This is a genomic window from Vibrio sp. 1-2 (7-a) (genome assembly GCF_013048515.1).
Classification (GTDB): Bacteria; Pseudomonadota; Gammaproteobacteria; order Enterobacterales; family Vibrionaceae; genus Vibrio; species Vibrio diabolicus.
In genome coordinates, this window is sequence record NZ_VHSQ01000019.1 from 1 (window position 1) to 13,658 (window position 13,658).

Consider the following 13,658-nt stretch of genomic DNA (forward strand, 5'->3'; position numbering starts at 1 on the left):
GAACAAGGCGTAGCCATTCTTGCTGAGATCTATGCTGAGACATTTTCGAGTACCTTTAACGATAAAAGTTAAAGGTTACGACGTTTATTAAAAGGATTGAATGAGTCGATTTAAAGACGCTTACGATCAATTACTTATTTGCACTAGTATTACTGCGTATATACTTGAATTAGGTTTTCAAAAAGTCCCTGTGACCGCACAAGGAGGACTGCATGAAACGACTATGGATATGGGTCTTACCTTTACTATTGTTTGCTAGTCAAGCACTGGCCAATACTGTCTGGATTGTTCCCGTCAAAGGCGCTATAGGTCCTGCTACCAGCGACTATTTGTCTCGTGAGATAGAAGAAGCGCAACTCAACGGTGTCAGTTTAGTGATCTTAGAGATGGACACTCCTGGCGGCTTAGACAGCGCAATGAGAGATATTATTCACGCGATTACCACCTCCTCCACTCCAATTGCGACTTGGGTTGGCCCGTCAGGATCTAGAGCGGCTAGCGCAGGGACATACATTTTACTCGCCAGCCACGTTGCTGCCATGGCTGAAGCCACCAACCTTGGCGCGGCAACACCCGTCGCGTTAGGTGGTGCTCCTCAGCCCCCTTCATCGGATGATGGCAAAGATCAAAACGCGGAAGAAACGTCAGAAGGAACCAACGAAAGTTCAGAGAAAGTTCCCGCGAAAACCGCGATGGAGAAAAAGGTGATTAATGATGCTAGAGCCTATATTAAAGGCTTAGCAAAGCTTCATGGCCGAAATGCAGATTGGGCAGAGAAAGCAGTGAGCGAAGCAGCGAGTTTGGACGCCACAGAGGCATTGGAGTTAAACGTTATTGATTATATAGCCAACTCACCAGAGGATTTAGTCAAAGCCATTGATGGACAAACTGTTAAAGTTAACAATCGCGATGTGACATTGTCACTGAAAAATCCCGTATGGATTGAAAGAACACCCGATTGGCGAGCAGAAATGCTAGCCGTTATCACAAACCCAAACGTCGCCTACATCCTGATGCTCATTGGCATCTACGGTTTGCTTCTTGAGTTTTACAACCCAGGCATTGGCTTACCCGGCGTGTTGGGTGGTATTTGTTTGCTCCTCGCCATGTACGCATTACAAATGATGCCTGTGAACTACGCTGGGCTTGGTCTGCTGTTACTCGGAATTGCACTGATGATCGCGGAAGCATTCAGCCCGAGCTTTGGCATTTTGGGCTTAGGTGGCGTTGTCGCCTTTGTGCTCGGTTCCATCTTCCTCATGGACAGTGAGTTACCAGGATTTCAGATCGCCCTTCCTTTAATTTTCGGTATTTCTATCTTTTCTGTCGCGCTGATCGTGTTGACGGTCGGCCTGCTGCTCAAAATACGCCGACGACGTGTGACAACAGGTTTAGAAACTTACCCTGGGAAAATCGCTGTCGTGAGCGATGACTTTATCGATGGCGAAGGGCGCGTTCAACTTGACGGTGCGCTATGGAGAGCCAAAACCAAAGACCATCAACAACTCAAACAAGGTGATCATGTCACCATTGTGAATGTGAAAGGGCTGACCTTAACCGTGATGCCTGATGACCGCCAAAATAAATAGGAGGCGCTTTATGATGCTCTATACTGTTGCGGTGATCGTGGTGCTGTTGTTCGCACTTGCGACCCAAATGTTTAAGGTTTTGAGAGAGTATGAACGTGGGGTTGTATTCTTTCTTGGTCGCTTTCAAGAAGTAAAAGGCCCTGGCTTAATCATTCTTATCCCATTTATCCAACAAATGGTACGGGTGGATTTACGTACTGTCGTTTTGGATGTGCCGACACAAGACTTGATAACCAAAGATAACGTGTCTGTGCGCGTCAATGCGGTTGTTTATTTTCGCGTAGTCGATCCTCAAATGGCAATTAACAACATTGAAAGTTACAGCGATGCCACCAGCCAGTTAGCGCAAACCACGCTGCGATCAGTATTAGGCCAGCATGAACTGGATGAATTACTTTCAGAGCGCGAGCGTCTCAATAAGGATTTACAATCCATCCTCGATCAACAGACTGATGACTGGGGCATCAAGATTGCCACGGTTGAAGTCAAACATGTTGATTTAAATGACAGCATGGTCAGAGCGCTAGCGCGTCAGGCTGAGGCAGAACGTAACCGTCGTGCGAAAATCATTCACGCTACCGGTGAGTTAGAAGCTTCTAATAAATTAAAAGAGGCAGCTCAAATGCTCAACGAAGCGCCGAATGCGCTGCAATTGCGTTACATGCAGACACTCACGGAAATCACGACAGACAAAACATCGACTATTATCTTCCCTATGCCGATCAACCTTGTCGAAGCCGTCAGTGATATCGCCGAAGCGGTAAAAAAGAATAACGAGACACAAGACAAATAAAAGCCATACTCAAGGAAGTAAGCTGTTTACACGTTACTTCCTTGCTTTAACTTGCTTGTTTTCGAAGAGCATTTAGTTTCTCTTTTAGTGTTTGGAGCACTCCCGCTTCATTACCGACAAACCTGTGTTAAAACAAGCTCTCCACGCTGTTTCGACATCATCGTCGTATTCAAAATCACACTCTTGAACCGTTTCGATAAGGCTTTCAAACCAAACATCAATATCCTGTGGTTCAATGCCAATATCGGAACTCGCATGCTTCTTACCATATTTCTCCACCATCTTGTGCGCCTCGTTAGAGGTATCGGCCATCATAAAAAACACGATAGATCCTCTAAGCATTCGCACCTGTTGGTGCATGTCGACACCATCAAACTTTTGTCTGAAGCTTGTACTTTTTGACCATAAATTCTTGTAAAACAAGTCGAAAAAGCCTTGGTTCGCGATACAACGTTCATAACTATCGTTGAAAACTTGAATCACGTTCATGTTGTTCTCCATTACTCTCTTAATATGAGTGTAATTTAATAATCATCAAAAGCATCTAAATGATGATGCCTAACCCTATGAAGCACACCAATTTTCAATAAAAAGTAAAAAGTGATTCAAATAAACGCCCTCTTATCAATGAAAAAATATCCCGTATTATGAATCCATATTCGAGGTACGCATGGTTGTCGATGCTAAGCGCATCCTCATTTGTCACAAAAATAAAAAGGATACAAACGTGTCTCATCAAATCATTACTGATCTAAACAGCCGCTACACTGCTAAAAAATACGACGAAACTAAACGCGTTTCTCAAGAAGATATGGCAATCATCAAAGAAGCACTCCGTCTTTCAGCGTCTTCGATTAACTCGCAACCGTGGAAATTCATCGTGATTGAAAGTGATGAGGCCAAGCAACGTTTCCACGATACATTTGCAAATATGCACCAATTTAACCAGCCACACGCGAAAGCCGCATCACATACGATTCTGTTTGCGTACGATCCAAACTTCACCAAAGAGAAGTTCGCGAAACGTGTGGATGCCGAAGTAACGTCTGGCCACCTACCGGCAGAAATGTACAACAACTTTATGGGCGCCTACGCTTTTGCCGATACAAATACGGATGAAAATGGCTTTAACGGAAACTGGACAAAAGCACAAGTCTATTTAGCGCTAGGCAATCTACTACACACCTTGGCTCGTCTGGGTATTGACTCAACGCCGATGGAAGGTGTAGATCCAACACTGATTGGAGAAGTATTCAAAGAAGAATTAGAAGGCCATGTCTGTGAAGTTGCACTGGCGATTGGCTACCACAAAGACGGGGAAGATTATAATCATGGTCTACCAAAAGCTCGCCTTGCGATGGATGATGTAATTACGACTCTATAATCGACCGTTTCCTTAGCTTAACTATTTAACTCATTGTTTAAACCAAAAAGAGCCGCACTAATGTGCGGTTCTTTTTTAGCTTGGCTTCAACTCTACTCTAACTTTATGCCACTTGCTCGGACTTAAAGTTACCAAGCAATGCATCGTAAAGCTCGTTGTCGCTTAACACACCAACTAACTGGTTGTCCTCCACCATAAGCAGAGGCTGATTGCTGCGCTGCTTAAGCTCAATCGCTTCTCGCATACTGATTTCCGGGCTAACCTGAACCAGAGAATTTTCGTTTACCTCATTAAGGTTCGAAGAATCGCTCTTCCATTGAACCAACGACTTATCTGTACCCGCTAAGCTTAAGCCTTTGCTCTCTTGGGTCACCCAAATATCTTTGTCAGGGCAAATCAGTACACGCTCATCTTCACGAACTAAGTCGTCACGCATCAAAGAGCGTCCCTTAAGTACGTTCAATGGATTAGTGTGGGCTACAAAGTCAGCCACATAATCGTTTTCTGGAGCAAGAATGATCTGCTCGGGCTTGCCGTGTTGAATCAACTTTCCTGATTCCATAATGGCGATGTTATTACCGATTTTTAGCGCTTCATCCAAGTCGTGGCTCACAAAAAGAATGGTTTTGTTTAACTTTTCTTGAAGCAGAATCAATTCATCTTGAAGCTGAGCACGAATCAATGGGTCAAGCGCTGAAAACGGCTCATCCATTAACAAGATATCTGTGTCCATCGCGAACGCTCGCGCTAGGCCAACACGCTGCTGCATACCACCAGAGAGCTCGTGTGGGAATTTCGTTTCCCACTCAGACAAACCGACCATTTCGAGCTGTTCACGCGCTTTTTTACGGCGCTCTGCTTTGCCAATGCCTTGCATTTCTAGACCAAACGCAACGTTATCTAATACTGTTAACCATGGCATCAATGCAAACTTCTGAAACACCATGGATACGCGGTGAGTACGAAGGTGGCGCAACTTCTGTTCGTCACAGTTAGAGAGCTCAACCATGTCGTCGCCGTCTTTAATTTTCAGAGAGCCACGAGAAATTTCGTTCAACCCGTTAACTGTTCGCAGCAAACTTGATTTACCCGAGCCTGAAAGCCCCATCAAAACACAGATCTCACCCTGTTTCACGTTCAGCGAAACATTATCAACCCCAACCACTTGGCCGGTTTCGTCGATGATTTCTTGTCGAGACTTGCCTTGGTCTAGTAGTGCTAACGCTTGTGACTGCTGCTGACCAAAAACCACATCAAGATTTTGAATAGTAATAGCGTCCATGATTAAGCCTCCTTCTGGTTTGGTGCTTTACACAAGCGGTCAAGAATGATGGCGACGAGTACAATCGCTAAACCCGCTTCAAAACCTTGCGAGATGTTTACGGTATTCAGTGCACGTACGACTGGCTTACCAAGTCCATCAGCACCAACAAGAGCCGCAATAACTACCATAGAAAGAGACAACATAATACATTGCGTAACACCGGCCATTATACTTGGTAATGCCGCAGGTAATTCCACCTTAAACAATAACTTCATGCGGCTTGCACCAAATGCTTTGCCCGCTTCAAGTAACTCCTCCGGCACTTTAATAATACCGAGGTACGTCAATCGAATTGGCGCAGCGATAGCGAAAATGATGGTCGAGATTAGGCCAGGGACAATACCTAAGCCAAACAGAACCAAGGTTGGAATTAGGTAAACGAATGTCGGTACGGTCTGCATCAAATCGAGGATTGGTCGCAACAAAGTGTATAACCAAGGACGGTGTGCCGCCATAATGCCCAACGGCACGCCAATTAATACGGAAATCGTTGTCGCTGCAAACACAAGGACAAAGGTTTCCAGCATTTCTTGCCAGTAACCAAGGTTGAGAATTGCGAGCAAGGCCAACACGATGAATACAACAAGCGGAATGCTGCGGTGTAAGAACCAAGCAATTGCCGCCGTCATAATGATTGGCGCTGCAGGTGGCATCCATTTAAAAATGTCCACCACGAAAAGAATGATCGTTTCAAGTGTAATAGAGATTGCATCGAAGAAACCCGATGCATTGATGGTTAACCAATCGACGCCAGTTTCCATCCATTGGCCCAACGGTAGTTTGTTGTCCGTAATAAAATTCAAAATAAAACCTTTGTGTTAATGAAGCGGGCATGACTGCCCACTTTCTTTTTCAAAAAAACGCGCTTAAAAACTGCTTAATTAAGCGTTAGTTTTTAAATAGTTTGTAATTGCTGTTACTGCGTCTTGACCATCCACCGTCTTAACGCCCTCTAGCCACGCTTCAATTTGTTCTTGGTTTGCGTTCAACCATGCTTGCGCTGCTTTCGACGGTTTCTGCTTCTGGTTGAGAATCGCTTCCATCAATTCGTTTTCCATTTCTAGGTTGAATTCTAGGTTTTTCACTAGCTGACCTACATTTGGACACTCAGCAAGGTAGTTTTTACGTACGTTTGTGTAGACATTCGCGCCGCCGTAGTTAGGGCCGAAGAAGTCGTCACCACCCGCTAGGTATTCCATTTCAACGTTGCTGTTCATTGGGTGCGGGGCCCAACCTAGGTACACAATCCATTGGTTGCGGCGCGCAGCACGTGATACTTGAGACACCATGCCAGCTTCACTGGATTCGACTAGGCTGAAGTCTTTTAGGCCGAATGCGTTGCTATCAATCATTGACTGAATTAAGCGGTTACCATCGTTACCTGGTTCAATGCCGTAAATGCGGTCTTTAAATTTGTCGGCATGTTTTACTAGGTCAGCGAAGTTGGTCACGCCTGCGTCATAAACGTATTTTGGAACCGCGAGTGTGTATTTTGCGCCGACGAGGTTCGCTCGTACGGTTTCAACGGTACCTGCATCACGGTATTTCGCGATGTCACCTTCCATCGTTGGCATCCAGTTACCTAGGAAAATGTCGATATCGCCATTGGCCATAGAAGAGTAAGTAACAGGTACCGATAGTAGATCGGTCTTCGTTTTGTACCCCAACCCTTTTAGCAGCTCAGATGTCACGGCGGTGGTCGCCGTAATGTCGGTCCAACCTACATCTGCAAAACGTACCGTTTCACATTGGTTGGCATAAGCGCCTGTTGCTAAAGTACTTAGTGCGATTGTTGAGAAGATTTTTGTCATCTTAGACATATTGAATTCCTTGTAATGATTACTGACTTTTTTCGTTTTTATGAGATCGAATCGAGATCTCTTTTTGGCGGATGCATTCGTTGCATCTCTTGCCAGTTCGGTGCAATCCAAACTGGTGCGTTGTTCGACGTTTCCAGGGCGTTATCCAAAATCATGTCCGCGGCACGTTCTGCCACCATAATAGTTGGCGCATTTAAATTACCGTTCGGAATGGTTGGGAAAATAGAAGAGTCCACCACACGCAAGCCTTGAATACCGCGTACTTGGCATCGCTCATTCAAAACCGCTAATGGGTCATTGTCTGCGCCCATTTTGCAGGTACAAGATGGATGGTAAGCACTCTCGACATTCTGCTTCACCCATTCATCAATTTGTTCATCCGTTGTGATATTCAGACCCGGCTGGATCTCATCACCACGAAACTCATCCATGGCTGGCTGATTGAGGATCTCGCGAGTAAGGCGAATACAATCACGCCAATCCTGCTTATCTTGTTCAGTGGAAATGTAGTTAAACTCAATCTTCGGCTTATCATTCGGATTCGCAGATACAACTTCGACCGAGCCGCGACTTTCGGGCTTGTTAGGTCCAACATGCACTTGGAAACCATGACCGTCAAAAGCAGCTTGTCCGTCATAACGCATTGCCGCTGGCAAAAAGTGATATTGAATATTTGGCCACTTTAGTCCCTCACGAGAACGGATAAACGCACATGATTCAAAGTGGTTAGTAGCCCCAAGGCCTTTGCGAGTTAATATCCACTCAGTGCCAATCAAGCCCTTGCTCACCAAACCTAATTTGCTGTTGAGCGTGATAGGTTGCTTACAGTGATATTGGAAGTACACTTCTAAGTGATCTTGCAGGTTTTTACCTACCCCTTCCAACGGATGTTTCACCTCAATGCCTGCTTTTTCTAATACTTCTTTAGGGCCAATGCCTGAAAGCTGCAACAGCTGAACTGAGCCAACCGAACCAGCACTCGAAATCACTTCATGATTCGCAAAACATTGCTGAACTGAACCTGATTTTTCAAATTCAACACCAACCGCTTTCTTGCCTTCTGCGCCTGTTTCTTCTAGTAATACGCGATGAACTGTCACTCGCTTCATTAGGGTGAAGTTTTTGCGTTTTTTGGCACGGCTTAAGTATGCGTTAGAGGTTGAAGCGCGTACGCCTTTGTCAACGGTCATATGCATCGGGCCAAAGCCCTCTTGCTGATAACCGTTGTAATCTTTTGTTTCTGGGTAGCCCGCTTCTTTGCCTGCATCAATAAAAGCTTGATACAACGGGTTGAGCTTCATATCGTTGCCGTTACATGTGCCGACTGGACCGTTATCGCCTCGGTATTCATCAGCACCACCAATCCAAGACTCTGCCTTACGGAAATAAGGCAAACACGATTGATAATTCCAGCCTTTCGCGCCTTCCTCTTCCCACTGGTCAAAGTCACAAGCGTGTCCACGAACGTAAACCATGCCGTTGATAGACGAACTACCGCCAAGAACTTTCCCGCGAGGACAATGAAGTTGACGGCCATCCAACCCTTGCTCTTCAACTGTCTCAAACTGCCACGCGTATTTTTCAGTGTTCATAGGGTAAGAAAGCGCCGTTGGCATTTGGATAAAAATACTTTTATCCGACCCACCCGCTTCGAGTAATAGGACCGAATATTGACCACTTTCACTTAAGCGATCCGCTAACACACAGCCGGCCGAACCCGCACCGACGATGATATAATCGTAGTGTTGTTGCATTTTGATTCTCCTAGGAGTTAATACCAATCACAGTAGATAAGTGAACGAAATTAGCGTAGGAAAAATGCTTGAGAACAAGGCGGAAATTTTCGATAAGTAGTTAGCCTACAATCAAAATTGACAACGCAGTTATCGAGCATTTTAACAAGCTAAAGTGGTCAGTTATCTACTACGATTGGTATCATTTGTAAGGGCTTTCGAAGTCGCTTAGCTGAACCAGAACACTCTTCGTTTGCGTGTAATGTTTAAGGGTTTCGACACCGTTTTCACGGCCAACACCTGATTGTTTGTAGCCACCAACTGGCATTTCCGCAGGTGAGTCGCCCCATGTATTCACCCAACAAATACCAGCTTGAATTTGATGAATCACGCGGTGGGCACGAGATAGGTTTTGAGTAAATACGCCTGCAGCCAAGCCATAATCGGTGCCATTTGCACGCGCAATCACTTCCGACTCATCACGGAATTTCAGCACTGACATTACCGGACCAAAGATTTCTTGCTGAACGTGGCTCATGTCATCATCGCAATCGACAAATACGGTTGGAGCAACAAAGTTACCATTGGCTAAGCCATTCTCTGTTACTTTGTAGCCACCAGTCAGTAACGTCGCGCCACTCGCTTTCGCGGCTTCAATCGCTCCTAGTACTTTCGATTCATGATCTTTAGAGATCAGCGCGCCAATTTGCGTGTTCTCATCAAGCGGATCGCCGACAACTAACAACTCAGTTCGAGCTTTAAGTTGTGCGATAAAGTCATCATAAATACCTTCATGAACAAACACGCGTGTACCGTGCGTACAAACTTCACCTTGCGTGTAGAAGTTCGCCACCATGGCCGCAGAAACGGCATCGTTTAACTTTGCATCATCAAAAATAATCAGTGGAGACTTACCACCCAGCTCCATCGTTACTTGTTTTAGTGTCTTAGCGCTGTCACTCATGACGACTTTACCGGTGCCTGATTCGCCCGTGAACGATACTTTTGCGATGTCAGGATGCGCCGTTAGCATCTGCCCTACTCGGTAATCCCCTTGTACGACATTAAATACGCCATCTGGCATGCCCGCTTCTGAATAAATTTCTGCTAGCTTAAGCGCTGTTAATGGTGTTTCTTCTGATGGTTTGAAGATCATAGCGTTGCCCGCAGCCAGTGCTGGCGCCGATTTCCACATAGCTATTTGGATTGGATAATTCCAAGCGCCAATACCTGCGCAAATGCCCAATGGCTCGCGACGTGTGTAGAAAAACTGGTCTTCGCTGAGTGGCTGCTGTTCACCTTGCAAGCTTGGAGCAAGACCCGCATAGTACTCAAGAACATCGGCACCTGTTGTTATATCAACCGCGATAGCTTCTTGAATTGGCTTACCAGTATCTGCCACTTCTAATGCAGCCAGCTCGTCATTACGCTCACGTAAAATGGCAACGGCTTTGTGTAAAATACGGCTACGCTCGATCGCAGTCATTGCTGACCATGCAGCAAAACCTTTCTTTGCCGACTCAATCGCCGCTTCGAGATCGTCTTGGTTCGCTTGTTTAATGTTGGCCAATGGCTCACCATTCGCCGGATTGTAAGTGGTGAAGTGCTCATCTGAACACCCGTTGTACATCGCACCATTGATATAGTGTGCTTTCATTTCCATTTTGAAGACCTGTGACTTTTATATTTTTTCAGAATAAAACGTAAGTTGTTTGTCGAGATAGTCGTTGATGATGATTCTCGCTCTTTCTGCATCAATGCCTTGCGGGTTGAGCGTTCCGCGCAGCCAAATACCATCGATAAGTGACGCAATACCATGAGCAACCAGTTCGGCCTGCTCTGCATTTAATAATGCTTTGAGTTCTTTTCTTAGGTGGGACAATAAACGTCGTTCATTGACACGCTGCAAACGCTTAAGCTGTTCGTCATGCATTGAGTACGACCAGAACGCTAGCCAAGTCTTAGCAACTTGGTTTTCTGCCTGATAGCCGACAAAGTTACCGTCAATGATGGCATTAATTCTCTGATGATGAGCATCGCTTGGCAGCTCACGCAACTTCTGCGTGATGGTGGACGAAAGCTGACGCAAGATTTCGCGCATCGTTTCCTCCAGCAATCCGTGCTTACCACCGAAATAGTGGTTGATAATCCCCGTTGATACTCCGGCTTCTTTGCTGATTAACGAAATACTCGCAGCGTGTAAACCGACTCTATCAATCACTGACATTGTCGCTTTCACCAGCTGTGGTTTTCTGATTTCAGGCATCCCCACCTTTGGCATTTTGCGTCCTTGTTATTTTTAATTGAACGGTTAGTTAAATATAAAATGCCTTAAAATTAGTTCGAACTCAAATCATTTTTTAAGAAAAAGGTTATTAACAAAGGAAGGAAAGTTGATGGTGTACGCAAAATTTCTATGCGATAACTTGTCGTAAAAATCAAAGATGTGTTTAAAAATCCAAATAAAAAAACAAATAAACCAATAACTTATTGAAGTGTCAATTTTTAACACACCTTTCAGAGAATTGTTTTTCGTGCCACAAAAATCCACGCCAGAAAAATTTTACATCGACCACTAATCATTTCACCTGTATCGGCTTTGTTTGTATAAAAAACAGACACACTCGTGTGTTATAGCTTCGTATACACAAGTGACATTAGTACTTTGAAAATGGGGGAGATAAAACGAGTAGAAAATACTGAACGCTATGAGTATGTAATTCGATACTCTTAAGCGATTTTGAAGTAATCAGTAGGAGGATGAATCCAGGCTCACCGTTTGATGAGCCTGCATTCTTGATTTTATTAGGTCAGCTTGCGCCCTTTCACGCAGTTACGTCCATCCGCTTTAGCTTGATAAAGTAATTTATCCGCCTGATCACAGAGTGATTTAAAATTCATCTCGCTATCTTCAGTCGTCACAACACCAAAACTACAGGTCACTCTCACTTCTTCATTCTGTTCCGTGACGAACCCATGTAAGGATAAAGCGCTACGTAATCGTTCAGCGGTAATGAGAGAGTCTTCATGATCGGTATTGGGCATCACAACAACAAACTCCTCACCACCAAAGCGTGCAACAATGTCATTTTCACGCACCGTCTCTTCTAGCACTTTGGCAACGCCTGTTAGTACGGCATCACCGAACACATGTCCATAGGTATCATTTACCTGTTTAAAATAATCTACATCGATTAGCGCTACACTTACCGGCCCCGACTGCGGCTTCTTTGGCACCATTTTCTGTTTATCGAGCTTGCTATCCACCCATTTGTTTAAAGCTAGGTAGCCGTACTTAACTTGCTCGACTTGCTCAGACACAAAATGCTGGACCTTTTCTTGCTTAGATTGAGGCGTCGGCTTTTCTTTGCGTTCACGTTTCGTCTCTACGGGTTTAGTGAACCAATCTTCTAAAAAACGGCGATTGAATAACCCTGTCAACGTATCTGTCTTTGCTAGGCGGCGCATTCTTAAACGTGATCGATTCACAACAAGGAATACCACTGCCATCAAAAAGAGAACACCAATGAGTGCTAGTAGCGCTTCACCCAATAGATAAAAGGTACGACGGTTATTTTCCAGTTCCATACGCTGCAACACGTTGTTCCAGTTGAGATCTTCGTTCTCATATTCAAGTCTTTCTAGCTCAAATAGCGTCTGCTGACGCTCAAGATTTTCAACTTCTCTTTGGTTGCTAAATTGGATGAATTTATCGTGATAGTTGCCGTAAGTTTTATACGCTAATTTAAAGTCATTGCTTCCCGCGTAGGCCATGGCAGCCACTTTTAGTAGTTCCATTTGCTGTTGCTTAACATATCGGCTCTCGATAATTTCCGGCAACATAGGCGCGATCATCGCTAGAAGTGTCTCAAACTGCTTCTGTTCTAGCATATATTCGGCTTGCAACAGCTTAAATGTAGCTAAGTAGGCGCTAGAGGTTTCTCTATACTGTAAGTTCTCCGCCAACTTTAAGTGGCGAACCATCTTATTTTCTTGGTTCGTCTCACGGTATAACGCAGCAAGCTCGAGGTTAACTCGAAACCTAAAGCGCCCGTCACCAATGATTTGCGCGAGCTTTAGCGCTCTCTGATACGATACAATCGCCTCTTCGTATTGGAACTGTGCCTTATGAAGCTTTGCTATCGTTAAGACGCTCAGCAGCTCATTGAACGACATGCGTCTATCCCTAAAATAACGGTACGCTTGTTCCAACAATGCTTCTGAACGGTCATAGCCCTGAATTTTGACCAGTACGTCACCAAGCTCTAGCGCCGCCCGTTCGACCAATCCTTGAACGCCAGAGGACTCAGCCGCATCCATTGACGACATAATTGCGGCATAGGATTTTTTAAACTCGCCCTGCTCATCGTAGTAACGTCCTTTTAGCAACAGGATCTCAGACTCGAGCTGCTTATCGCCATTTTCACGCGATGTTTCCAACAAACTATCCAACGAAGAAAGCGCGGTATCGATATCGCTCTTTCCGACCATAGTTCGCATCTGAATCAACTTAAATAAGAGATACTCATGGCTTTGTGGACGCACAAGTTCCAACCCTTTTTGTGCGACGTTTTGGCTCTCTTCCGCGCGTCCAAGTAGCTCTAGAACCGTGGACTTTGCAAGCCAATAACGTACCAGTAGCTCTGTTGGTTGATTTTGTAGTAGAGAGTCTTCTTCTAACGCCTCAATCAAAGCCAAAGAGCTCTGAGGTAATGCGTAAATTTGATTTTCAATGCCTTCTAGCGACTGTAAAAACTTACCTTCTTGTTCAACCTTTTCTGCGGATGCCTGAATAGAAAGACACAGACACCCCAATAGTAGTGGCATCGTCCTAAGCGAATGAAATAGTGACATTATTGCTCTTCCCTAATGGGTAGTTACTTCAGTGTAATAGAGAATTCTGGTTATTTTATTATTAAGGTAGCTGAAGGTTATTCAGCCAGCCTCATATTCCCATGTATTTTGCGCTGAATAATAAATCACCATCTTTAGATGTCGAAATGGTTTTCGGTCAC

Annotated in this window: 11 protein-coding genes; 3 read left to right on the top strand and 8 right to left on the bottom strand. The window is 44.8% G+C overall.

The features are described 5' to 3' along the window. Positions 1 to 212: 212 nt before the first annotated feature. Together FKN08_RS22740 and FKN08_RS22745 are read left to right on the top strand one after the other, a co-directional pair. Positions 213 to 1,589 (top strand): nodulation protein NfeD, encoded by a 1,377-nt coding sequence (locus FKN08_RS22740; protein ID WP_170892906.1) that lies wholly within the window; start codon positions 213 to 215, stop codon positions 1,587 to 1,589. 10 nt (positions 1,590 to 1,599) lie between these two features. Then, positions 1,600 to 2,382, top strand: coding sequence for a slipin family protein (locus tag FKN08_RS22745; RefSeq protein ID WP_109169864.1), 783 nt, complete (start codon positions 1,600 to 1,602; stop codon positions 2,380 to 2,382). Between the two features lie 84 nt (positions 2,383 to 2,466). Here FKN08_RS22745 and FKN08_RS22750 read toward each other — a convergent pair whose 3' ends face one another. Then, complete coding sequence (locus tag FKN08_RS22750; protein WP_005392547.1) at positions 2,467 to 2,871, bottom strand: globin; 405 nt, start codon at positions 2,869 to 2,871, stop codon at positions 2,467 to 2,469. 238 nt (positions 2,872 to 3,109) lie between these two features. On the opposite strand from FKN08_RS22750, the gene FKN08_RS22755 reads away from it, so the two are divergent. Then, the gene (locus FKN08_RS22755; RefSeq protein ID WP_170892907.1) at positions 3,110 to 3,766 is read left to right on the top strand and encodes an NAD(P)H-dependent oxidoreductase; all 657 of its coding nucleotides are present in this window, start codon (positions 3,110 to 3,112) and stop codon (positions 3,764 to 3,766) included. A 103-nt stretch (positions 3,767 to 3,869) separates the two neighbouring features. On the opposite strand, the gene choV is transcribed toward FKN08_RS22755, so the two are convergent. The 7 genes from choV to FKN08_RS22790 form a co-directional block, all read right to left on the bottom strand. Beyond that, positions 3,870 to 5,048, bottom strand: coding sequence for a choline ABC transporter ATP-binding protein (choV, locus tag FKN08_RS22760; RefSeq protein ID WP_170892908.1), 1,179 nt, complete (start codon positions 5,046 to 5,048; stop codon positions 3,870 to 3,872). A 2-nt stretch (positions 5,049 to 5,050) separates the two neighbouring features. Beyond that, positions 5,051 to 5,893, bottom strand: a complete 843-nt coding sequence (gene choW / locus FKN08_RS22765; RefSeq protein ID WP_005392552.1) for a choline ABC transporter permease subunit — start codon at positions 5,891 to 5,893, stop codon at positions 5,051 to 5,053. A 78-nt stretch (positions 5,894 to 5,971) separates the two neighbouring features. After that, positions 5,972 to 6,910, bottom strand: coding sequence for a choline ABC transporter substrate-binding protein (locus FKN08_RS22770; protein ID WP_005392553.1), 939 nt, complete (start codon positions 6,908 to 6,910; stop codon positions 5,972 to 5,974). Between the two features lie 38 nt (positions 6,911 to 6,948). After that, the gene (gene betA / locus FKN08_RS22775) at positions 6,949 to 8,664 is read right to left on the bottom strand and encodes a choline dehydrogenase (protein WP_048624935.1); all 1,716 of its coding nucleotides are present in this window, start codon (positions 8,662 to 8,664) and stop codon (positions 6,949 to 6,951) included. A gap of 181 nt (positions 8,665 to 8,845) precedes the next feature. After that, the gene (gene betB, locus FKN08_RS22780) at positions 8,846 to 10,306 is read right to left on the bottom strand and encodes a betaine-aldehyde dehydrogenase (RefSeq protein WP_170892909.1); all 1,461 of its coding nucleotides are present in this window, start codon (positions 10,304 to 10,306) and stop codon (positions 8,846 to 8,848) included. Positions 10,307 to 10,324: 18 nt separating this feature from the next. Beyond that, on the bottom strand, positions 10,325 to 10,924 hold the full coding sequence (gene betI / locus FKN08_RS22785) for a transcriptional regulator BetI (protein WP_005392557.1): 600 nt from the start codon (positions 10,922 to 10,924) through the stop codon (positions 10,325 to 10,327). Positions 10,925 to 11,448: 524 nt separating this feature from the next. After that, on the bottom strand, positions 11,449 to 13,497 hold the full coding sequence (locus FKN08_RS22790) for a tetratricopeptide repeat-containing diguanylate cyclase (RefSeq protein WP_170892910.1): 2,049 nt from the start codon (positions 13,495 to 13,497) through the stop codon (positions 11,449 to 11,451). Positions 13,498 to 13,658: the final 161 nt, after the last annotated feature.